Origin of the sequence: Streptomyces camelliae (assembly GCF_027625935.1) — a bacterium.
Lineage (GTDB): Bacteria > Actinomycetota > Actinomycetes > Streptomycetales > Streptomycetaceae > Streptomyces > Streptomyces camelliae.
In genome coordinates, this window is record NZ_CP115300.1 from 3574371 (window position 1) to 3596389 (window position 22019).

General features: G+C 71.2%; 23 protein-coding genes. 11 read left to right on the plus strand and 12 right to left on the minus strand.

Features of this window, described 5'->3' with window-relative positions:
- Positions 1–5: 5 nt before the first annotated feature.
- Together leuE and O1G22_RS16150 are read right to left on the minus strand one after the other, a co-directional pair.
- The gene (leuE, locus tag O1G22_RS16145; RefSeq protein WP_270082002.1) at positions 6–656 is read right to left on the minus strand and encodes a leucine efflux protein LeuE; all 651 of its coding nucleotides are present in this window, start codon (positions 654–656) and stop codon (positions 6–8) included.
- A 51-nt stretch (positions 657–707) separates the two neighbouring features.
- A complete protein-coding gene (locus O1G22_RS16150) occupies positions 708–2288 on the minus strand; it encodes an acyl-CoA mutase large subunit family protein (protein WP_270082003.1) in 1581 nt (526 codons plus the stop codon).
- Positions 2289–2377: 89 nt separating this feature from the next.
- On the opposite strand from O1G22_RS16150, the gene O1G22_RS16155 reads away from it, so the two are divergent.
- A complete protein-coding gene (locus tag O1G22_RS16155; protein ID WP_270082004.1) occupies positions 2378–3226 on the plus strand; it encodes a L,D-transpeptidase family protein in 849 nt (282 codons plus the stop codon).
- A 208-nt stretch (positions 3227–3434) separates the two neighbouring features.
- Here O1G22_RS16155 and O1G22_RS16160 read toward each other — a convergent pair whose 3' ends face one another.
- From O1G22_RS16160 to O1G22_RS16190, 7 genes are all read right to left on the minus strand, one after another.
- Positions 3435–4451 carry a hypothetical protein gene (locus tag O1G22_RS16160; protein ID WP_270082005.1) on the minus strand — a complete coding sequence of 339 codons (1017 nt, stop codon included), beginning with the start codon at positions 4449–4451 and terminating at the stop codon, positions 3435–3437.
- Entirely contained in the window at positions 4451–5113 is a 663-nt protein-coding gene (locus O1G22_RS16165) for an RNA polymerase sigma factor (RefSeq protein ID WP_270082006.1), read from the minus strand. Before O1G22_RS16165 ends, O1G22_RS16160 begins: the two co-directional genes overlap by 1 nt.
- A gap of 266 nt (positions 5114–5379) precedes the next feature.
- The gene (locus O1G22_RS16170) at positions 5380–5958 is read right to left on the minus strand and encodes an RNA polymerase sigma factor (RefSeq protein WP_270082007.1); all 579 of its coding nucleotides are present in this window, start codon (positions 5956–5958) and stop codon (positions 5380–5382) included.
- Positions 5959–6433: 475 nt separating this feature from the next.
- The gene (locus tag O1G22_RS16175; protein ID WP_270082008.1) at positions 6434–6820 is read right to left on the minus strand and encodes a hypothetical protein; all 387 of its coding nucleotides are present in this window, start codon (positions 6818–6820) and stop codon (positions 6434–6436) included.
- Positions 6821–6954: 134 nt separating this feature from the next.
- Entirely contained in the window at positions 6955–7512 is a 558-nt protein-coding gene (locus O1G22_RS16180; RefSeq protein WP_270082009.1) for a hypothetical protein, read from the minus strand.
- A gap of 91 nt (positions 7513–7603) precedes the next feature.
- Positions 7604–8335 (minus strand): DUF4328 domain-containing protein, encoded by a 732-nt coding sequence (locus tag O1G22_RS16185; RefSeq protein ID WP_270082010.1) that lies wholly within the window; start codon positions 8333–8335, stop codon positions 7604–7606.
- A 155-nt stretch (positions 8336–8490) separates the two neighbouring features.
- Positions 8491–10158 (minus strand): beta-N-acetylhexosaminidase, encoded by a 1668-nt coding sequence (locus O1G22_RS16190; RefSeq protein WP_270082011.1) that lies wholly within the window; start codon positions 10156–10158, stop codon positions 8491–8493.
- A gap of 155 nt (positions 10159–10313) precedes the next feature.
- Here O1G22_RS16190 and O1G22_RS16195 point away from each other — a divergent pair, with 155 nt between their 5' ends.
- The 8 genes from O1G22_RS16195 (at position 10314) to O1G22_RS16230 (ending at position 16364) form a co-directional block, all read left to right on the plus strand.
- Positions 10314–10868 carry a 2-oxo-4-hydroxy-4-carboxy-5-ureidoimidazoline decarboxylase gene (locus tag O1G22_RS16195; RefSeq protein ID WP_270082012.1) on the plus strand — a complete coding sequence of 185 codons (555 nt, stop codon included), beginning with the start codon at positions 10314–10316 and terminating at the stop codon, positions 10866–10868.
- Between the two features lie 113 nt (positions 10869–10981).
- Positions 10982–11362 carry a succinate dehydrogenase, cytochrome b556 subunit gene (sdhC, locus tag O1G22_RS16200; protein ID WP_225099649.1) on the plus strand — a complete coding sequence of 127 codons (381 nt, stop codon included), beginning with the start codon at positions 10982–10984 and terminating at the stop codon, positions 11360–11362.
- Between the two features lie 5 nt (positions 11363–11367).
- Positions 11368–11850 (plus strand): succinate dehydrogenase hydrophobic membrane anchor subunit, encoded by a 483-nt coding sequence (locus tag O1G22_RS16205; RefSeq protein WP_225099650.1) that lies wholly within the window; start codon positions 11368–11370, stop codon positions 11848–11850.
- A 19-nt stretch (positions 11851–11869) separates the two neighbouring features.
- Positions 11870–13624: a succinate dehydrogenase flavoprotein subunit gene (gene sdhA / locus O1G22_RS16210; protein ID WP_270082013.1), complete on the plus strand. Its 1755-nt coding sequence runs from the start codon at positions 11870–11872 to the stop codon at positions 13622–13624.
- Positions 13624–14385 (plus strand): succinate dehydrogenase iron-sulfur subunit, encoded by a 762-nt coding sequence (locus O1G22_RS16215; protein ID WP_225099652.1) that lies wholly within the window; start codon positions 13624–13626, stop codon positions 14383–14385. The genes sdhA and O1G22_RS16215 overlap by 1 nt, the downstream gene beginning before the upstream one ends.
- Before the next feature lie 113 nt (positions 14386–14498).
- Positions 14499–14909: a VOC family protein gene (locus O1G22_RS16220; protein ID WP_270082014.1), complete on the plus strand. Its 411-nt coding sequence runs from the start codon at positions 14499–14501 to the stop codon at positions 14907–14909.
- Between the two features lie 36 nt (positions 14910–14945).
- A complete protein-coding gene (locus tag O1G22_RS16225; RefSeq protein ID WP_270082015.1) occupies positions 14946–15665 on the plus strand; it encodes a TetR/AcrR family transcriptional regulator in 720 nt (239 codons plus the stop codon).
- Between the two features lie 90 nt (positions 15666–15755).
- Positions 15756–16364, plus strand: a complete 609-nt coding sequence (locus O1G22_RS16230) for a Uma2 family endonuclease (RefSeq protein WP_270082016.1) — start codon at positions 15756–15758, stop codon at positions 16362–16364.
- On the opposite strand, the gene O1G22_RS16235 is transcribed toward O1G22_RS16230, so the two are convergent.
- Positions 16365–17909, minus strand: coding sequence for an ABC transporter substrate-binding protein (locus O1G22_RS16235; protein WP_270082017.1), 1545 nt, complete (start codon positions 17907–17909; stop codon positions 16365–16367).
- A 259-nt stretch (positions 17910–18168) separates the two neighbouring features.
- Complete coding sequence (locus tag O1G22_RS16240; RefSeq protein WP_270082018.1) at positions 18169–18408, minus strand: SCO4848 family membrane protein; 240 nt, start codon at positions 18406–18408, stop codon at positions 18169–18171.
- 91 nt (positions 18409–18499) lie between these two features.
- Here O1G22_RS16240 and O1G22_RS16245 point away from each other — a divergent pair, with 91 nt between their 5' ends.
- Positions 18500–19726, plus strand: a complete 1227-nt coding sequence (locus tag O1G22_RS16245; protein ID WP_270082019.1) for a D-alanyl-D-alanine carboxypeptidase family protein — start codon at positions 18500–18502, stop codon at positions 19724–19726.
- Here O1G22_RS16245 and O1G22_RS16250 read toward each other — a convergent pair.
- Positions 19674–20603: a YihY/virulence factor BrkB family protein gene (locus O1G22_RS16250; RefSeq protein ID WP_270082020.1), complete on the minus strand. Its 930-nt coding sequence runs from the start codon at positions 20601–20603 to the stop codon at positions 19674–19676. The two genes, O1G22_RS16245 and O1G22_RS16250, sit on opposite strands and share 53 nt — an antisense overlap.
- 117 nt (positions 20604–20720) lie before the next feature.
- On the opposite strand from O1G22_RS16250, the gene O1G22_RS16255 reads away from it, so the two are divergent.
- Entirely contained in the window at positions 20721–22010 is a 1290-nt protein-coding gene (locus O1G22_RS16255) for an FAD-binding oxidoreductase (RefSeq protein ID WP_270082021.1), read from the plus strand.
- Positions 22011–22019 lie beyond the last annotated feature (9 nt).

Consider the following 22019-nt stretch of genomic DNA (forward strand, 5'->3'; position numbering starts at 1 on the left):
CTGGCCTACGAACTGGCCAGCGACAGCTTCACGGCGAAGCCGAGGAACAGTGCCCCCGCCGCCGAAGTGGCCGTGGCGGACAGTCTCTTCCGGCGCCGGAAGGCGGCAGCGAGCCGGGTGCCGCCGAATATCAGCGTGCTGAGGTACAGGAAGCTGGCCAGCTGGCCGAAGGCGCCCAGGATGGCGAAGGAGAGGGCCGGGTAGGCGTAGCCCGGATCGACGAACTGCACGAAGAAGGCGACGAAGAACAGGATCGCCTTGGGGTTGAAGAGGCTGACCACCAGGGCCCGCCGGAAGGGCCGCTCCTCGGTGACGGCGGCGGGCGCGGAGTCCTCCACGGCCTGCTCCCGCCGCGTCCGCCACAGCTGCCAGGCGGACCGCAGCATCCCGACCGCCAGCCAGGTCAGATAACCGGCGCCTGCGTACTTCACGATCCCGAACAGCACCGCGTTGGCCTTCAGCAGGGAGGCGACGCCGGCGGCGGACAGCGTCATCAGCACGGTGTCCCCGCAGAACACCCCTGCGGCGGCCGTGTACCCGGCCCGCACCCCGCGCCGGGCGGCGACGGACAGCACGTACAGCGAGTTGGGACCGGGCAGCAGCACGATCAGGGCGAGGCCTGCCAGGTAGGTGGGCAGATCGATGACACCGAACATGGGAACGAGTCTCGCATGAGGGTCTGACAATGCCCCCTGCCCGGCCACCGCTCAGAAGACGTCGCTCGGCTCGTAGCTCCCCCACACCTCCCGCAGCGCGTTGCACACCTCTCCTACCGTGGCCCGGGCCCGCAGGGCCTCCCGCATCGGGTACAGCACGTTGTCCTCGCCCTCGGCCGCCTTCTTCAGCGCGGCCAGCGACGCCTCCACAGCTCCCCGGCCCCGCTCCGCGCGCAGCCGCTTCAGCCGCTCCGCCTGCCGTGCCTCGATCGCCGGGTCCACCCGCAGCGGCTGGTACGGCTCCTCCTCGTCCAGCCGGAACCGGTTGACGCCCACGACGACCCGTTCACCGGAGTCGGTCTCCTGGGCGATGCGGTACGCGTTGCGTTCGATCTCGGCCTTCTGGAAGCCCCGCTCGATCGCCGCGACCGCTCCGCCGAGCTCCTCGACCCGCCGCATGAGACCGACGGCCGCCTCCTCGACGTCGTCCGTCATCCGCTCCATGGCGTACGACCCCGCGAACGGGTCGACCGTCGCGGTCACGTCCGTCTCGTGCGCGAGCACCTGCTGCGTGCGCAGCGCCAGCCGGGCCGACTTGTCCGTCGGCAGGGCGATGGCCTCGTCGAAGGAGTTGGTGTGCAGCGACTGGGTCCCGCCGAGGACCGCGCCGAGGGCCTGGACGGCGACCCGGACCAGGTTCACCTCCGGCTGCTGGGCCGTCAGCTGCACCCCGGCCGTCTGGGTGTGGAAGCGCAGCATCAGCGACTTGGGGTTCCGGGCGCCGAACTCCTCCCTCATCACCCGGGCCCAGATCCGGCGGGCGGCACGGAACTTGGCGATCTCCTCCAGCAGCGTCGTACGGGCCACGAAGAAGAAGGACAGCCGGGGTGCGAAGTCGTCCACGTCCATGCCCGCCGCCACCGCCGTACGGACGTACTCGATGCCGTCGGCGAGTGTGAACGCGATCTCCTGCGCGGGCGAGGCGCCCGCCTCGGCCATGTGGTAGCCGGAGATCGAGATCGTGTTCCACCTGGGGATCTCGGCCGTGCAGTACTTGAAGATGTCGGCGGTCAGCCGGAGGGAGGGCTTCGGCGGGAAGATGTACGTGCCGCGCGCGATGTACTCCTTCAGCACGTCGTTCTGGATCGTGCCCGTCAGACGGTCCGCCGGCACGCCCTGTTCCTCCGCCACCAGCTGGTACAGGAGGAGCAGCAGGGCCGCCGGGGCGTTGATCGTCATCGACGTGGAGACCTGGTCCAGCGGGATGCCGTCGAACAGCACCCGCATGTCCTCGACCGAGTCGACCGCCACACCGACCTTGCCGACCTCGCCGTGCGCGAGGGGCGCGTCGGAGTCGTGGCCCATCTGGGTGGGCAGGTCGAAGGCGACGGACAGGCCCGTGGTGCCGTGGGCGATCAGCTGACGGTAGCGGGCGTTGGACTCGGCGGCCGTGCCGAAACCGGCGTACTGGCGCATCGTCCAGGGGCGGCCGGTGTACATGCTCGGATAGACCCCACGGGTGAAGGGGTATGCGCCCGGTTCACCCAGCCGCAGTTCCGGGTCCCATCCGGTCAGGTCGGCCGGCCCGTAGACCGGCTCGATCGGCAGACCCGACTCCGACTCACGCACCATGGATGCCTCCGCCGAACGTCTCGTACGATTTATCCCCTTTCACCATGCCCCGTAGTTCGACGGCGGTCACGCGGGGAAACATCCCCGGCATGAGGATCAGGGGCCCGCTCGCCGCCGCAGTCGTCTCCTCCGCCGCCCTCGCCGCGCTGGCCGGGTGCACCGTGCAGCCGCCGGGTGCCGACGCCAAGCCCGGCCGCCCGGTGCACGTCCGGGTGCCGTCGCCCCGGGCGCCCGTCCCGACCTGGACGGCCCGCCTCCCGGTCCCGCCCCCGATCCGGACGTCGGCCCCGGCCGTGGTACCGGCGGACCCCGTGCTGTGGGTGCGCGGCGACATCGGGACGGGCGTGCGGGAACTCCAGGCCCGGCTGCGCCAGCTGAACTGGATGTCCGAGGGGCCGACGGGGTCGTACGACGGGCCGACCGAGCAGGCCGTGGCGGGATTTCAGGGCAAGCGCGGGCTGCCCCCGACCGGGCGGACCGACACCGTCACCTGGCAGCGGCTGGTGGCGATGACGCACACCCCGGGCACCTGGGAGCTGTACCTGATGGGCGGTCAGCCGGCCGGGGCACCCGACCCGCGCTGCCTGACCGGGCGGGTGCTGTGCATCGACAAGACGACGCGGACGCTGCGCTGGATGGTCGACGGGCAGACCCTGTCCACCCTGCCGGTGCGGTTCGGCGCGCTGTACACCCCGACCCGGGAGGGCGTGTTCCGCGTGTACTGGAAGGCCCGGACCTGGACATCCACGCTCTACCACTCGCCGATGCCGTACGCGATGTTCTTCAGCGGCGGGCAGGCGGTGCACTACTCGTACGACTTCGCGGCGCGCGGCTACGCGGGCGCCTCGCACGGCTGCGTCAACGTCCGCGACGAGGCCGCGATCCAGCAGCTGTTCGCGCAGGTGCGGGTGGGCGACAAGGTCGTCGTCCACTGGTGACGCCGTTCACCGGCGGCTGAGAGAGATAGGGCGCGGGCGGGACCGGGGGAACGTGTCCCGCCCGCGCCAGGCACGAGCCGTGGGTACGGGGGGAACCCCGGCTCAGTGCGACGGCCGATGACCAGTCGGCTCACTCAGTACTGCGTCACGGGGGCCAAAAACGTCACACCCCGCGCCGAAGATTTTTTCCGGACCATAAAACCGCAGGTCAGGGGTGGTGCGAGTGACCCTTGCCGGACCCGGCGCCGTTACCGCCGTTGCCGCCGTCACCACCGTGGCCGGACCGGCCGGGCCGGCCGTCGTCGTCACCGCCCTGGCCGTTGCCCGCACCCTTGCCGCTGCCGCTGCCGCTGCCGTTTCCCTGGTCGTCCCCGGTGCCGCCGGCCGCCGAGCCGGGGTCGGGCAGGATCACCTTGCAGTAGCGGCTCACATGCGAGGACCCGCCCGCCAGGTTCGCCAGCGCGCGCATGCGGCCGGAGTCCGGCGCCTTGCCGTCACGCAGATCCCGGCAGGCCCGCGCGATGTCCTGCCAACTGGCGCCCGGCGCCCCCGAGCTGCTCCCGGCGCTCGGACTGCCGCTGCCGGCCGGGCTGCCGCCGGGGCCGACGGCCGTGCCGGAGGCATCGCCCGAAGGTGCGCCGGGACTGCCGCTCGGCACGCCCGGACCGGGAGCCGAGGGGGCCGACGGCGAGGCGGAGGCGAGCGGTGTCCCGGAGGTCCGGTCGGCGGAGACGGAGGCGGCGGGGTCGGGCCGGTCGGGCCGGAACGTGTGCAGCACCCCGCCGCCGACAGCCATGGCGGCCCCGCCGAGCGTGCCCACGGTCAGCGCGGCGGCGAGCGCCAGGCGGGCCGGGCGGGCCCAGCGGGGGCGGCGCGGCCGGCCGCCCGGGGTTCCGGTACGGGCCGGGGCGCCGATGCGGATCAGGCCCGCGTCGGCGGGCGGGGCGGCCGCGCCGGAGCGCCGGCCGCGGGCGTCCTCGGCGAGGGCGGCGGTGGTCCGCTCGGCCTCGGCGGCCTCGCGTGCCTTGCGGAACGCGGCCAGGGCAGCCTGTTCGCCGGGGAGTTCACCGGTGGCCGGGGCCGCCTGCCCGGACAGCGCGCCGAGCACCTGGGCAAGGCGTTCGGCCTGGTCACGGGCGGAGGCGTCGACGGCTTCCAGCGACTCACCGTTCAGCAGACGTTCCGCCGTCTCACGGTTCAGCCACTTGTCCTGCTCGTCGGCCATCACATGTCCTTCTGCGTCCGCGCTCGCGTATGCGTCACAGTTGCGGACGACACCGCGCCACGGCGCGGTTCTCGCTGGGGCGGGAGCGCGTCGAGGCCGCCGCCCGATTCCGGATCGTCGCCGAGCAGCTCCGCGAGCCGCTTCAGACCTCGGTGCGCGGCGGTGCGTACGGCACCGGCGCGTTTGCCGAGCGTCTCGGCGGCGGTCTTGGCGTCGAGGCCGACCACCACCCGCAGGACGACCGCCTCGGCCTGGTCCTGCGGGAGCCGCGCGATGAGGGAGAGGGTGCTGTCGGTGGCGAGGGCCTCCATGGCCTCGCCGGCCGTGTCGGACTCGGCGGCCCGGCCGGTCAGTTCCGTCTCGTCGCCGCCTATGGCGGGGCGGCGGCCGCGCATCCGTATGTGGTCCAGGGCGCGGTTGCGGGCGATCCGGGCGGCCCAGCCGCGGAACCGGTCGGCGTCCCCGGTGAACCGGTCCAGGTCACGGGCGATCTGCAGCCAGGCCTCGGAGGCGACGTCCTCGGCATCCGGGTCACCGACCAGGGTGCGGACGTATCCGAGCAGCCGTGGCTGTACGGCGCGGTACACCGTACGAAATGCGGCCTCGTCGCCGTCCTGTGCCGCACGCACCGCGGCGGTCAGCTCCGCGTCGTCCCCCAGCACCGCACTCCCTTACGCCTGTTTCCCGGTCCGGCGCGAAAGGCACGTTACGGCGTGAAAGCGGTTCTCGTCCATGTCCGTCGACGGGTCTGTAGACGATGCAACCATCCCGTGACCGGGCCCGGAAGTGCGCAGGATGCGGGCCGGACGGGACCGGGGTGTGACAGAAAACGCACTCACGGCGCTGAAGAGAGTACGGGCCGTGCGCGGCCCGTCCGCGCGACGGCCGGGGCCTCTCCTGTGGGGGGTGGCGGCCCCGGCCGTTGCCGTTAGCTCTCTACTCCCCACTCGCGGGCGAGGCGTTTCAGCCCCCGGTGTGTGGCCGTCCGTACGGCGCCGGGCCGCTTGCCGAGGACGCGGGCGGCGGCCGGGCTGTCCAGGCCGACGACGACCCGCAGCAGTACCGCCTCCGCCTGGTCGCGGGGCAGCCCCTGGACCAGTTCGAGGGCGCGCACGGTGGACAGGGACTCCAGCGCCTGCTCGTGGGTGCTGTGCTGTGCGGGCAGGTCCAGTACGTCCTGTTCGAGCGCGGTCGCCCGGGGGCGTACCCGCTGTCTGCGCAGATGGTCCAGCGCCCGGTGCCGGGCGATGGTGGCGGTCCAGCCACGGAAGCCCGCGCCGTCGCCCGTGAACCGCCCCAGGTCACGGGCGATCTCCAGCCAGGCGTCGGAGGTCACGTCCTCGGCGTCGTCGCCGACGATGCCGCGCACATAGCCGAGCAGTCCCGGCTGGACGATCCGGTACGCGACCGCGAAGGCGGCCTCGTCGCCCTCCTGGGCCCGCGCGACGGCCTCCCCCAGCTCACCGTCGTACGCCCGCAGGCGCCGGCGTTCCCCTCCGTGGCCCAAGAACCGTCCTCGTCCGTACCGATGTCCTCGCGTTCCGCGTCTCCCCCAGCGACATCAGCGTCACGGCTCACATAAGTGTCACAGCCGGCCAGGAAGGGGCTTGAGCTGCTGCCGGACGCGGCCGCCCCCCTGGAGCACGTGCCGGTCAGGCTGCGGAGCTGGGCGAACCCCCTGACCTCGCCGTGCCCCTCGTGCACGTCACGGGCACGGAGCCGGCCGCGGTGCGCTGGGACTTCGCCGGCCGGCCGGCCGCACCCGAGGCCGGCCTCGACGCCTGCGGGACCCGGGGCGCGTTCGTCACGCTGCGCCTGAACGCCCGCGACCTCGATCTGGAGGAGCCCGCGCCGGACCACACGCTCTTCCGTCCACGTCAAACAGGTCGAGGCCGCGCGGGCCCCCTGGCCGGCCGCGCAGGTGGGGCAGCGGGTGATCGGCGACCTGGTGATGGCGCCCTACTGACGGCTCGGCGGGCGGCTCAGCGGGCGGTGGCCGCGTCGCGGCACAGCAGGCGCAGCGAGCCGTGGCCGCCGTAGGCGCGGCGGGCCTCGTCGATGGGGTCCCAGATCCGGCCGTCGGGGGTGCGCACCCAGTACTCGCCGCCGGTCGCCCACCACTCGGCGCCGGTCTCGCGGACGATCACCTCGCCGGCGTAGGCGCCGAAACCGCGCAGCGCATTCTGGACGGCGCCGTGCGGCGGGCCCTCGCGGCGGATGTCCTCGATCATGCGGTCCACCCGCCACAGGCTCTGCGCCGAGTAGTCGAGCCGGACGCGGGCGCCCTCGCGCACCATCGCCACGGTGTCGGCGGCCCACCGCACCGGCTTCGCCGCGGCATGCGGCCGGGTGTCCTGCTGTGCTGTCACGTCCTGGGCTGTCACATAGGGAAGAGCGACCCGGCGCGATCATCCGTCACGCGATTCGGGAACGTTTCGCCAACCGTCGCAGGACCGCCCCACGTCCGCCGCAGAGCGCTCACAGGATCGCCGTAGCCAGGCACTCACAGGGCACTGCGCGCCCGCCGCGACACCACCGCGCGCAGCACCCGGCGGCCCTCGACCGACAGTTCCAGGGCGCCGCGCAGCCCGTGCTTGCCGTGTTCGGTGACCAGGTCCAGCACGGCCCGCTGGCGGCGCAGCTCCGCGGCGACCAGCGGTGGCAGCTCCTCGGTGGCGCCCGCGCGGCCGGCGTCGAGCCCGTCGACGGCGGAGGTGGCGTCCGCCGCGGGGTCGAGCAGCCGGTGGATGCGCAGGGAGGCGACCGAGCAGGCGTCGGCCCAGGGCCGTACCGCTTCGGCGGTGCGCTCGGCCGGGGCCGCGTCCAGCATGCGGCGGGCCAGCCGCACGGCCTCGTCGTCCTCGGACTCCCCGGCGCCGAGGGTGTCCCGGGCCCGCGCCAGGCCCGGACCCCAGTCGGAGCCGTCGGCGAGGCTCGCCCACAGGGGGCGCAGCAGCTCGTCGTCGGCGCCGAGCAGCGGCAGGCACCGATCCAAACAAGCCAACCCGCTGGCGGCCAGTCCGCGTTCGTCGGCCTGCGCGATCCGTTCCACCAGGCTCATGGAAGCCTCCCTCGCCGGGGCGCCGCCTTTACGGAGCCCGCACTTCCCCTTACTGCGTGCGACAGCGCGGGAGTGTCACAGCAGTAAGGTTTCAGCCAAAGGCCGGAGCCGGGGCCTGGGCCAGCGCCTGACCCGCGAGGGCCTTGCGGTGCTGCATCCGGGTCAGCCGGACGACCACCACGATGGCGAGAACGCCGGCCGCGACGCCGACCGCGTCGGAGAACAGCATCTGCTCGACGGCGTTCCGCAGCAGTCTCGCCGTGTGGGCGTGCTCCATGGTCACGTTCGCGACGTAGCCGGTGAGGAGGTCGACGATCCACAGCGTCCACCAGGCGTTGACCCACCCGTGCCCGGTCCGCGCGCCCCATGGCACGCTGGCATCCCAGGTCTCCAGGACGATCCGGCGCGGGAACCACAGGTGGACGACCGGGCAGAACCAGCCGCCGATCACCCAGCCGCGCCGCATGCTGTGCGCGGACCGGTCGAACGCCTCGGCGTTCACCCGCACCCGCCACAGCCAGCACAGGTAGACGACGGCCGTCGCTATCAGCGTCCACGTCTGGGCGTGGCCGGCGACGGTGTAGAGAGCGTCGACCTGATGGACCCGGTGCAGGACGTCGTCACCCCTGGCGCCGTCGGCGATGTCACCGGCGACGTTCATCTCCTGCACATCCGCGGCGCAGGCGAACAGGTCCGCGGCGATGGCCAGTCCCAGCAGAGCGGCGGTGGCCCGGCCGAGCCCGACGGGCGAGCGGAGCACGGCACCGGGCACGAACGGCGGTGCGGGCGGCGGTGCGGACGGTGCGGGCATGGGTGAGGTCACGAAGAGGTCCCCCCGGACGGTGATGGCGGCTGACGCGCGGCCTCCCCTGGCCGCACAGCGCGAACACCGGAACATACGGCCGAACGGCGCCACGCGTCCACCCGGTTGCGTTCGGCTCGGTTGCGGTCGGCCCGGTTCCGTCGGCCCGGTTCCGCTCAGCCCAGCCGGTTCGCCAGCGCCTGGAAGTCCGCCCAGGACAGCGACGGCCTGCCCGGGTCCCACAGCTTCTGCACCGTGGCCCGCAGCGGCATCCGGATCCCCGCCGCGACCTGCGCCTCGCTCTGGGCGTTCGGGAAGTCGCACCAGAGCGCGAACGACCCGCCGAGGATCTGCCCGTCGTACCGCGCCGGTACAGCGGCCGTGCCGCGCAGCACCCGCGGGTCCCACTGCTCGTAGATCCGCTGTCCGGTCGGATAGACGAAGGTCTGCGGCTGGCCGAGGACGTAGTAGAGGAACTCGTCGTTGTAGTTGAGGACCTTCCGGCCCGCGCTCAGATACTCCACCGGCGGCCGGGCGCCCAGCTCCTTGCCGGTCCAGTACGCCACCTGGAGGTCCCCCGCGGCCTGCACGGACGTCCCGCGGTAGAAGCCGTCGTTCCAGGCCCGCAGGGTCCTGCCGTGGGCGCGGACGGTGCCGGCGCGGTCGTTCAGCCAGCCGGTGGCGAGGTCGGCGACCGTGCCGGAGGCGCCGTACTTCTGCCGCGCGGCGGCCGCGAGCTGCGGATACAGGGCCTGCGGATCCTTGGCCGTCAGCGCCTGGTACTCGTCGCCGCCGAGGTGCCACTGGTCGCCGGTGAACAGGCCCGCGTACTCGTTCAGCAGATCGTCGACGAGCTTCGCGGAGGCGTCCTTGGAGATGTCGATCGCGCCCTTCGCCGGCACGCCGTTCACGTTGCGCAGCCGCAGATCCGGGTGCGCGGCGAGCACGGCCCCCAGATGCCCCGGCGAGTCGATCTCGGGCACGACCGTGATGTGCCGGCTGTCCGCCAGCTCCACGATCCGCTTGACCTGCGCCTTGGTGAGGTGGTCCGCGGACACGATCTCGGGGTGGCTGCTGGACTCGATCCGGAAGGCCTGGTCGTCGGAGAAGTGCAGTCCCAGCTCGTTGAACTTCAGGTCCCCCAGCTCCCGTATCCGGTCCTCGATCCAGGACTCGGAGAACGGTTTGCGCGCGATGTCCAGCATGAACCCGCGTACCGGTTTGGCCGGTTCGTCCCGTACGACCCCCTCCGGTGCCGTACCGCCGCCGTGGACCTCCTGCTTCAGTGTGCGGGTGCCGTAGAAGACACCGGCCTCGCCGGGCCCGCTGATGTCGACCCGCCCCTCGCGGACGGTCATGCTGTACGACTCCTGGTTCCCGCCCCCGCCGCCGAGCGCGAGCCGCACGTCCCCCGCCTGCACGTCCTCCTTCTCCCCCGCGTAGGTGAGCCCGAGCTCCCCGGCCAGCAGCCGCCCCTCGTCGGCCAGCTCGGCGTCGCTCACCACCACCCGGTCGGCCTTCCGCGGCTGCCAGCCGGGCCCGCGCGCCGGGGTGAAGGCGCTCACCGCGGGGATCGTCCGGGGCGCCCGGGACAGCGGATAGGACCGGCTCGGCGTGGGACTCGCCGAGGAAGGTGCGGCCGCCGTACCGGAGCCGGTCCCGGCCGCCCGCCCGGAGGACGACGGGACCGCGCCCCCCTCCGCCTTCTTTCCGTCACCGCCACCGGAGGAGGCCCACACGCCGACCCCCGTGCCGAGTGCGACGGTCCCGACGAACGCGGCGGCCACCACGGCCCGCTTCCGCACCGCCTGCTGCGCCGAAACGCGGCGCCTGTGCTGGGTCACCCTGCCAACCTACGACCGTTCCGCCGTTCACCCGTCACTCAGAAGTTCTGAAACTCTTCCGTACGAGTGAAATTCAGGCATCTCACGGACACGCTGTGACCACTCTCGATAACCTGACGACACACCTTTCACAGCACATCCCCTGCCGCACCCATGTGACGCGAGGACCCACGCTGCCCGCCCATCGTCTCCCCTCTCTCCCCAAGCCCCTGGACGCCTTCAACACGGCACCCGCCGACGAGGCCCGCGCGCTCCTCCTGCACTGCCTGCACAGCCTGCGCTGGTCCCACCGCATCACCGACCACCGCCCCTACCCCGACCTGGACTCTCTCCTGGCGGCAGCGGACGAGGCGGCGTACGACCTTTCACCGGCCGACTTGTCGGAGGCGCTGGCGCGAGAGTCGCTCCCCGAACTGCCCGAAGGCACCTACTCGGCAGCCCACATGGCCCTGGGCGCGGCACACGCGGCGTACGAGGCTCGATTCGGGCACGTGTTCGTCCTCTACCTGGGTGACACCCCTCCGGACGAATCCCTCGACCGCATCCTCGAAGCCATCCGATCACGATTGACAAACGATCCGGAGGAGGAACGGGTAGTGGCGGCAGAGGAACTCCGGCGCCTTGCCGGAGGCAGACTCGCAGCCTGCTTGCGGAACACCGGCCGTAACCCATCCGGTGCCAGTTTGATCACACAGGTAGGCCCCCCGTAAGCGCCGCCGCGCCGCATGGATACCATGCAGAGGGCCGGTGGACCGTACCCGGCCGGGCCCGACCGACACCGAAGCCGGCGCGGCCCTAGTCCCCGCTCCCGGAGGGTTCTTCCGTGCCGGCTGGAACGCTGTACCGCGGCCGGGAAGGAATGTGGTCCTGGGTGGCTCACCGAGTCACCGGCGTCCTCATCTTCTTCTTCCTGTTCGTTCACGTGCTGGACACCGCTCTCGTGCGTGTCTCCCCCGAGGACTACGACAAGGTCGTAGCCACGTACAAGACGCCGATCGTCGCGCTGCTGGAGTACGGCCTCGTCGCCGCCATCCTCTTCCACGCGCTCAACGGCCTGCGCGTCATCGCCGTCGACTTCTGGTCGAAGGGCCCGCGCTACCAGAAGCAGATGTTCTGGACCGTGATGGGCGTGTGGATCGTCCTGATGGTCGGGGCCATCTACCCCGTCCTCGGTCACGCCGCTCGTGTTCTGTTCGGGAGCTGACGCCCATGTCCGCCACTGAAACCACCGCGTCCGGTATCGGCCCCGTCGAGGGCGGCGCCGTCTACACCGTCGACAACCCGGCCCCGCTGATCGAGGCCCCGCGCAAGCGCACGAAGAAGACCCCGAAGTCGACCCGGGGCAACTTCGAGCTGGCCGCCTGGCTGTTCATGCGTCTGTCCGGCATCGTGCTGGTCGTCCTGGTCCTCGGCCACCTGCTGATCCAGCTCGTGCTGGACGGCGGTGTCTCCAAGATCGGCTTCGCCTTCGTGGCCGGCCGCTGGGCCTCCCCGTTCTGGCAGGTCTGGGACCTGCTGATGCTGTGGCTCGCGATGCTGCACGGCGCCAACGGCCTGCGCACGGTCATCAACGACTACGCCGAGCGTGCCGCCTCCCGTATGTGGCTGAAGGCTCTGCTCTACACCGCCACGGTGTTCACCATCCTGCTGGGCACGCTGGTGATCTTCACCTTCGACCCGAACATCCGCTAGGCACGGGGCTGCGAGAATCATGAAGATCCACAAGTACGACACCGTCATCGTCGGCGCCGGTGGCGCGGGCATGCGCGCCGCCATCGAGGCGACGAAGCGCAGCCGCACCGCCGTGCTGACCAAGCTCTACCCCACCCGCTCCCACACGGGCGCCGCGCAGGGCGGTATGGCCGCCGCGCTCGCCAACGTGGAGGAGGACAACTGGGAGTGGCACACCTTCGACACGGTCAAGGGCGGTGACTACCTGGTCGACCAGGACGCCGCCGAGATCCTGGCGAAGGAGGCCATCGACGCCGTCCTCGACCTGGAGAAGATGGGCCTGCCGTTCAACCGCACCAAGGACGGCACGATCGACCAGCGCCGGTTCGGCGGTCACAGCCGTAACCACGGCGAGGCCCCGGTCCGCCGGTCCTGCTACGCCGCGGACCGCACCGGCCACATGATCCTCCAGACGCTGTACCAGAACTGCGTCAAGGAAGGCGTGGAATTCTTCAACGAGTTCTACGTCCTGGACCAGCTGATCACCGAGGAGGACGGCGTCCGGAAGTCCGCCGGTGTCGTGGCCTACGAGCTGGCGACCGGCGAGATCCACATCTTCCAGGCGAAGGCCGTCATCTACGCCTCCGGCGGCACCGGCAAGTTCTTCAAGGTGACCTCCAACGCGCACACCCTCACCGGTGACGGCCAGGCGGCCGTCTACCGTCGGGGTCTGCCGCTGGAGGACATGGAGTTCTTCCAGTTCCACCCGACCGGCATCTGGCGCATGGGCATCCTGCTGACGGAGGGCGCCCGTGGTGAGGGCGGCATCCTCCGCAACAAGGACGGCGAGCGCTTCATGGAGAAGTACGCGCCGGTCATGAAGGACCTCGCGTCCCGTGACGTCGTCTCCCGCTCCATCTACACGGAGATCCGCGAGGGCCGCGGCTGCGGTCCCGAGGGCGACCACGTCTACCTGGACCTCACCCACCTCCCGCCGGAGCAGCTGGACGCCAAGCTGCCCGACATCACCGAGTTCGCGCGGACGTACCTGGGCATCGAGCCGTACACGGACCCGATCCCGATCCAGCCGACCGCGCACTACGCGATGGGCGGCATCCCGACGAACGTCGAGGGTGAGGTCCTGTCGGACAACACCACGGTCGTCCCGGGCCTGTACGCGGCCGGCGAGGTCGCCTGTGTGTCCGTGCACGGCGCCAACCGTCTGGGCACCAACTCGCTGCTGGACATCAACGTCTTCGGCCGGCGCGCGGGCATCGCCGCCGCCGAGTACGCCCACAAGGCGGACTTCGTCGAGCTCCCGGAGAACCCGGAGGCGTTCGTCGTCGAGCAGATCGAGCGGCTGCGCAACTCCACCGGCAACGAGCGGGTGGCCACGATCCGTCGCGAGCTGCAGGAGACCATGGACGCCAACGTCATGGTGTTCCGCACCGAGCAGACGATCAAGACGGCCGTCGAGAAGATCGCCGAGCTGCGCGAGCGCTACAAGAACGTGGCGATCCAGGACAAGGGCAAGCGGTTCAACACGGACCTGCTGGAGGCCATCGAGCTGGGCAACCTGCTCGACCTGGCCGAGGTCATGGCCGTCTCCGCCCTGGCCCGCAAGGAGTCCCGCGGCGGTCACTACCGCGAGGACTACCCCAACCGCGACGACGTCAACTTCATGCGCCACACCATGGCGTACCGCGAGGTGGGCGACGACGGCGCCGAGTCCATCCGTCTCGACTACAAGCCGGTCGTCCAGACCCGCTACCAGCCGATGGAGCGTAAGTACTGATGGCTACCCCTGTCATGGACAAGGTGGAGGCGAACTCCGCCGCGTCCCCGTACATCACGGTCACCTTCCGGGTCCGGCGCTTCAACCCGGAGGTCTCGGGCGAGGCGACCTGGGAAGACTTCCAGCTGGAGATCGACCCGAAGGAGCGTGTCCTCGACGGCCTCCACAAGATCAAGTGGGACGTCGACGGCACCCTCACCTTCCGCCGCTCGTGCGCGCACGGCATCTGCGGCTCGGACGCGATGCGGATCAACGGCAAGAACCGCCTTGCCTGCAAGACGCTCATCAAGGACATCAACCCCGAGAAGCCGATCACGATCGAGCCCATCAAGGGCCTGACGGTCCTGAAGGACCTGGTCGTGGACATGGAGCCGTTCTTCCAGGCGTACCGGGACGTCATGCCGTTCCTGGTCACCAAGGACACGAACGAGCCGACGCGCGAGCGTCTGCAGTCGGCGGAGGACCGCGAGCGCTTCGACGACACGACGAAGTGCATCCTCTGCGCCGCCTGCACCAGCTCCTGCCCGGTGTTCTGGAACGACGGCCAGTACTTCGGCCCGGCCGCGATCGTGAACGCCCACCGCTTCATCTTCGACAGCCGTGACGAGGCGGGCGAGCAGCGCCTGGAGATCCTGAACGACCGTGACGGCGTGTGGCGTTGCCGTACGACCTTCAACTGCACGGACGCCTGCCCGCGCGGTATCGAGGTCACCAAGGCGATCCAGGAAGTCAAGCGCGCCCTGATCACGCGCCGCTACTGATCCTTCCGATCCTTCCGGCCCTGGTGCCGGCGAGGGCCCCGTTTCCCACCCGGAAGCGGGGCCCTCGGGCGTTTTGCCCGGGTTTCCCCGTCGGCCGGTTCTAATCTGACGACATGTCAGACGATGAGTCGTACGAGCTGCTCGGCTTCGACAACGTGCTGCTGCCCGTCGGGGATCTCGGGGCGGCCATCGGGTTCTACGAGCGGGCCGGGTTCGAGGTGGGGTTCCGGTTCGACGAGGGCGGAATCGCCTTGCTGCGGGTCGGCAAGGAGACGCCGGGAATTCTGCTGCGGGTCGAGGAGGAGCTGGGGCACCGGACGCCACCGTGGCCCTCGGCCCGGGTGTGGATGGAGGTGACGGACGCGCGGACGGCGGCGCGAGGGCTGGCCGAGGCCGGGATCCCGCCGCTGGACGAGGCGTTCCCGACGGCCACCGGCTGGACCGTCGAGATCGCCGACCCGTGGGGGAACGTCCTCGGCTTCACCGACTACACCAAGCGGCCGGAGCTGGGACGCAGGGGCTGACCGGGGGCTTACCGGCACTGGCTAGGCTTCTCTACCGTGCCCGCAACGAACAGCAGCAAATCCGAGCAGACCCGCGCGCTGATCCTGGAGACCGCGATGCGGTTGTTCCAGGAGCGCGGGTACGACAAGACGACCATGCGGGCCATCGCCGAGGAGGCCGGGGTCTCCGTCGGCAACGCCTACTACTACTTCGCGGGCAAGGAGCACCTGATCCAGGGCTTCTACGACCGGATCGCCGCCGAGCAGCAGGCGGCCGTCCAGGAGGTCCTGGACCGGGAGACCGACCTGGAGGCACGGCTCGCGGGGGTGCTGACGGTGTGGCTCGACATCGCGCGGCCGTACCACGAGTTCGCCGTGCAGTTCTTCAAGAACGCCGCCGATCCCGACAGCCCGCTCAGCCCCTTCTCGCCGGAGAGCGCGCCCGCGCGGGAGCAGGCGATCGCCATCCACCGGGAGGTGCTGGCCGGCTCGAAGTCCAAGGTTCCGGCCGAACTCCGCGACGTGCTCCCGGAGTTGATGTGGCTCGCCCAGATGGGGCTGGTCCTGTACTGGGTCTTCGACCGGACCGAGGGGCGCGAGCGCAGTTACCGGCTGGCCCGGCGCGGGGCCCGGCTGACCGCCCGCGGTGTCACGCTCGCCCGGTTCCGGGTGCTGCGGCCCCTGGTCCTGGAGATCCATGAGCTGTTCACGGACTTCCTGCCGGGCATGACGAGGGCACTGCCGGATCCGGGGCGGAAGGGCCGGGAGGGCGAGTGATCACTTTCGGGTGAACGCGCGGGAACAGGACACCCGGGGTGCTGCCTGCCTACGATGATGCTCTCGACACCAGCCCACGGGAGGCACCTGATGTCCGCAGCAGCCGTCGAGCGGCCCCATGGCGAGCGTCCGCTGATCGCGGAGGCCAACCGGCTCATGGAGCGCAACCCGGGCTACCGCGTCGAGATCATCGGAGGCCAGCTCGTCGTGTCCCCGCCCCCCGACGGCCCTCACGCCGTAGCCCTGACCGACCTGATGGTGCCTTTCCTCTCCGCCGGTCTCCATGGACCCGAGTCGAGCGTGGTCCAGGGCATCGGCCTCTGGCTGCCCACGGGCACAGAGGACTACGCGATCCCCGACCTCTCCCTGGTCGACGCCGACTGCCAGGACCACTACGTCGAGAACAACTGCTACGACCCCGTCTGCTTCCGTCTCGTACTGGAGGTCACCTCCAGCAACTGGAAGACCGACCTGCGCGACAAGGTCAAGGCCTACGCCAGTGCGAAAGTCCCGGTCTATGTGATCGTCGACCGCAAGCATCAGCGCCTCCATGTCCTGACCGACCCGACAGGAGACGGGTACGAGAACCATCGTCCCTACTCGCCCGGCGAATCCCTCACCCTGCCTGCGTCCATCGGAGCCGAGGTCAGCCTCGACGTCACCGCGATCCTCAAGGCCGGTCAGCAGAATCGGGACTGATCAGATCCAGTTCAGCCGCCACAACCGGAACACGCCCGTGCCGTCGTCCAGGTACTGGCCGCCGCCCACGTCCTCGGTGCTGACGACGAACTCCTTGCGCTGCCACAGCGGGATCAGCGGGACGTCCTGGGCCACGTCGGACTGGATGTCCTTGAAGTCGTTCACGGCCCGGCTGCGGTCGGCGTACTGCTGGCTGTCCTGGATGAGGTGGTCGACGACCTTGTTGCTGTAGCCGGTGCTCATCGTGGAGCCGGTGCCGACGAGCGCGGCGCCGAAGGTGTCCGGGTCGGGATAGTCGGCCACCCAGCCGACCGCCCAGGCGTCCATCTTCCCGGTGGCCCAGCGCTTCTGGAAGTCGGTCCACTCATAGCCCTGGACGTCCACCTGGAACAGGCCGCCCGCCTCCAGCTGCTGCTTCAGCGCAGCGGACTCCTCCTTGCCCGCGCCCCGGCCGACGCCGTAGCCGAGGGTGAAGCGCACCGGCAGGCTGACGCCGGCCTGGGTGAGCAGGGCGCGGGCCTTGGCGACGGACTGCGTCGGGTAGGAGTCGAAGAACGACGTGGTGTGGCCGGTGATGCCGGTCGGGATCAGCGAGTACAGCGGGTCGACCGTGCCCTGGTAGACCGTCGCGGCCAGCTGCTCGCGGTTGACCAGCCAGGCCATCGCGCGGCGCACCCGTACGTCGTGCAGCGGGGAGCTGGCGCGGGTGTTGAGGTACAGGTTGCGGGTCTCGGAGCTGTCGGACTCGGTGACGCGCTTGTTGGGGTCGCTCGGGTTCAGCTGCGCGAGCACGTTCGGCGACAGGTTCCGGGTGGCGACGTCGACCTGCCCGTCCTTCCAGGCGCTGTCCAGCTTCGCGGAGTCGGTGTAGTAGCGCAGCTCGACCGGGCGGCCGGTGCCGCTGATGTCGCCCTTGTAGTGCCCGTTCGGCGCGAGGACGGCCTTCTGGTCCTTGGTGTACGACGTCAGCGTGTACGGCCCGGTGCCGTCGACGTCGGTGCCCTTGCGCAGGGAGTCGGCCGGGTACTTGTCCTTGTCGACGATCGACCCGGCACCGGTGGCGACCTTCAGCGGCCAGGTGGCGTCCGCGGAGGACAGGTGGAAGGTGACGGTGGTGGCGCTGTCGGCGGTCACCGAGGCGAGCGTGGAGAACAGCGACGACGGGCCGACATCGGAGTTGATCTTCTTCATCCGGTCGAAGGAGTACTTCACGTCCTCGGCCGTCATCGCGCGCCCGCTCGGGAAGGTGATGCCGGAGCGCAGCGTGCACTGGTACGTCTTCAGGTCCGCGCCCTGGAAGGCGCAGCTCTGCGCCGCGTCCGGGACCGGGGCGACCCCGCCCGGCTCGAACGTCAGCAGCGACTGGAAGACATTGCTGAACAGGGCCCAGGAACCGGCGTCGTACGCGCCCGCCGGGTCCAGGTCCGTGACGGCGTCCGTCGTACCGACCGTGATCGTCTTGTTCTTGTTCTGCTGCGACGGCAGCAGTTGCCAGCCGCCGATTCCCACGACCGCGAGCACGAGCAGCGTCACGAGAATGCGCATGCGAACAGATCGCATGTGGTGTGCCCTCCCCAGGCCCCCTACAGGCCCTACCCCTGACCAGCACTATTTCGCCACTCCCCCAAGTGATGCGGCTCACCTAATCACACGTGTTTGAGCTGGGGGAAGGGCTTTCTGACCCGTTGGGGCAAGAACTTACCGAGGCGTTGTTTTCTCCGGGTTTCACAGCGCCTTCACAGGCGGGAAAGGGGGCGGGGAAGCGGTTTCGGCCAGGGTCGCGGCTGCTCGGCCGGGGAGGCGGCTATGACGTGCGGCGCAGTGCGCGCAGGCCGCGCAACCCGATGACCCCGATGACCGTCCCCAATACGAAGGAGACGACAGCCAGCAGCAGGTGCACCCAGAAGTACGCGGTCGGATGACCGTGGTGGAAGGCGAGCCCGCTGCCGTCCTTGACGAGGTTCTTGACAAAAGTGATCCAGATGAACCAGCTCCACACCCCGAAGGCGAGCAGGAACCAGGAGAGGCGGCGGCTGAGCGTCATACGTCCAGTATCGCCGTGCCGTGTCCCGTTCCGTGTCGGGGGTGGGGTCGCAGACGGGACTTCGGGGCTGCGTCCAGGTACGTTTCCGACCGTGCCCGCACCGAAGAAGACCGGCCGGCGATCTCTGCTGGTCACCTCCGCCACACTGCTGTCCCTTTCCGTCACCGCGCCCGCCGCGCTCGCCGCCCCCACCCCCAGAACCAGCCCCACCGCCACGCCCCCGGCCCGGATGTCCACCGTCGGCGGCGCGCGGCTCGGACAGCCCGGCACCCAGGTGAACCTCGCCCCGGGCGTACCCGTGCTGCCCAAGGACCTCACGGCCCGCTCCTGGATCGTCACCGACGCCGAGTCGGGCGATGTCCTCGCCGCGCACAACGCGCACTGGCGGCTGCCGCCGGCGAGCACGCTGAAGATGCTGTTCGCGGACACCGTGCTGCCCCGCTTCCCCAGCGGCACCACGCACAAGGTGGTGCCGTCGGACCTCGCGGGCATGGGCGACGGGTCGAGCGTGGTCGGGATAAAGGAGGGCAGCACCTACAGCGTCCACGACCTGTGGCTCGGGGTGTTCCTGCGCTCGGGCAACGACGCCGTGCACGTGCTGGCCTCGATGAACGGCGGGGTCGAGCAGACCGTCCGGGACATGCAGGACCACGCCGACGAGCTCCAGGCCCTGGACACGCACGTGGTGACCCCCGACGGCTACGACGAGGCGGGGCAGGTCTCGTCCGCGTACGACCTGACGCTGTTCGCCCGCTCCGGGCTGCAGAAGAAGGACTTCCGGGACTACTGCTCGACGGTGCAGGCCAAGTTCGGCTCCGGTGAGATCCGCAACACCAACCGGCTGCTCGCCGGCGACTCCGACGTGCCCGTCTACCAGGGCATCGCGGGCGTGAAGAACGGCAACACCACGCACGCGGGCGCCACCTTCACCGGGGTCGCCGAGCGGGGCGGCCGGGTGCTGCTCGTCACGGTGATGAACCCGGAGAAGCACGAGCACAACGAGGTCTACAAGGAGACGGCGAAGCTGTTCGACTGGGGCTTCCAGGCGGCCGGCAAGGTGCAGCCGGTGGGCGAGCTGGTGCCGCCGAAGAGCGCCGAGCCGAGCCCCGCGCCGAGCGCCTCCGGTGCCGGGAAGACCGCCGGGAGCGGCGGAACCGGTGCCAGGCCGGTGGCGGGCGCGAGCGGCGGTTCCCACTCCGGGATCGGCATCGCCGCGGCCATCGCGGGCGGGGTGCTGGTGCTGCTCGCGGGCGCGGCCTTCCTGGTCAACCGCCGCTGGCCGCTGCCGGATCTGATGCGCCGCCGGAACCGCCCGTGACCCCGGCCGGCTCGCTCTCCCCGCCCTCCTCGTTCTCCGTCGCCGTCCAGGAGGCGCAGAACAGGACGAGTCTCGCGGTGAAGTTGATCCACAGCAGCAGGGCCACGGGGACGCCGAACGCGCCGTACATGCTCTTCGCGGCGACGCCCTGGATATAGCCGCTGAGCAGCAGCTTCAGCAGTTCGAAGCCGACCGCGCCGAGCAGGGCGGCCACCAGCAGGCGGCGGCGCGGCGGTTCGACGCCGGGCAGCAGGGTCAGGACGTAGAGCAGGACGAGGAAGTCGGCGAGCACGGCGACGGCGAACGCGGCGATCCGCAGCAGCACGCTCCCCCAGCCGTACCCGGCGAGGCCGAGGTGGCGCGAGACCAGGCCGACGGCGGCCGAGGCCAGCGTGGACGCGGCGAACGTGACGAGCAGGGCGCCGCCGAGGCCGACGAGGATGCCGGTGTCCTTGGCCTTGGCGAGGAAGGGGTTCTCCTCGCGGTCCGGCAGCTCCCACACGGTGCGCAGGCAGTCCCGCATCTGGCCGACCCAGTTGACGCCCGTGAGCAGCAGCAGGGCGCCCGCGATGAGGCCGACGGTGCCGGCGTTGTGCACCAGCGCGGTGATGTTGAGCTGGTCCGAGATGACGCCCGGGAACTGCTCGGCGACCTTGTGCTCGACGCTCTTCTGCCGGGACGGGCTGAGCGTGGCGGCCGTGATCGCGGCGGCCACGGTCAGCAGCGGGAACAGCGCGATGAAGCTGATGAACGTCATGGCGGCGGCCAGCCGCGACCACTTCACCCGGTCGAGGCGCTCGTAGCAGTGCCACGCGTGGGTCGTCGTCAGCCAGGTGACGACCGGCCCGATGCCGGGGAGTCTCTTCAGCCAGTCCATGATCCGTTCCTGCCCCTGCCCGCCCGCTCGTATGACATCCCACTAATCACCCGTTGTGTGCAGCGTGCGGAATGTTCAGTAACTAACCTCCCATAGCAGGACGATACGGTCACCGACATGCCTGCAGACACGGTGTCCGTCATCCGTCCGCGGACGTACGAGGAGGCCGCGGTCGCCGTCCGCGCGTGCGGGGCGCGTGGCGCCGTCGCCCGGGGCGGTCCGGGCCGGGCCCACGGAGACGCGGCACGCAACGCGGGCGGCGCCGTTCTCGACATGACCGGCCTCGACCGCGTCCATGTCGTCGACGCGGCCGAGGGCATCGTGCTGTGCGACGCGGGCGTCCCACTGCTCCGGCTGGCCGAGGTCCTGCTCCCGCTCGGCTGGTCGGTGCCCCTGCTCCCCGCCGCCCGGCACGTGACCGTCGGCGGGGCGATCGGCGCCGACCTGCACGGCGCCGAGCACCGGGCCGTCGGCTCCTTCGGCCGCCAGGTGCTCGCCCTGGAGCTGCTCACCGCCGACGGCGAGGTCCTCGCGGTCACCCCGGGCACCGAGCTGTTCGAGGCGACCGCCGGCGGGCTGGGCCTGACCGGGGTGATCCTGACGGCCACGGTCCGGCTGCTGCCGGTGGAGACGGCGTACCTGACCGTCGGCACCGAACGCGCCGGCAGCCTGGACGAGGTGCTGGCCCGCCTGACCGCGACCGCCGGCCACGACGACCGCCGTTACGCGGCCGCCCGCATCGACCTGACGGCCCGGGGCGCGGCCACCGGACGCGGGATCCTCACCCGCGCCCGCCACACCCCGCCGGGCGCCCTCCGCGCCACGGGCACGCGCGCGTGGCGGGGACCGCTCTTCCCGCGCCCCCGCCGCCTCCCGCCCCTCGGCTCCCTCCTCCCCTCCCTCCTCCCCTCCGGCATCCACTACCGCGCCGCGCCCCGCGCGCGCACCCGCGAACTCCGGCCGTCAGCCGCGTACTTGACCCCGCAGGACGTCTTCCCGTACGGCCGTGGCGGCCGGGTGCGCTACCAGTTCGCCGTGGGCCACGGCCAGGAGGAGGCCCTGCACCGGATCGTGCGGCGCCTCGCGGGACGGCGGCTCCCGTCCTGCCACGCCGTCCTGCATCCCCTCGGGGAGGCCGGGCCCGGCTGGCTCTCCCTCACCGCGCCCGGCTGGTCGCTCTCCCTGGACCTCCCCCTCGCGCTGCCGGGGCTCCCCGGCTTCCTCGACGGGCTGGACGAGGAGGTCGCCGCGGCCGGCGGCCGGGTCGGCCTCGCCCGGGACGCCCGGCTCCGCCCCGACCTGCTCACCGCGATGTACCCGCGCGCGGCCGACTTCCGCGCCCTGCGCGCCCGGCTCGACCCGCGCGGGGTGTTCGCCTCCGACCTGGCCCGCCGACTCGCCCTCTGACACCTAGGA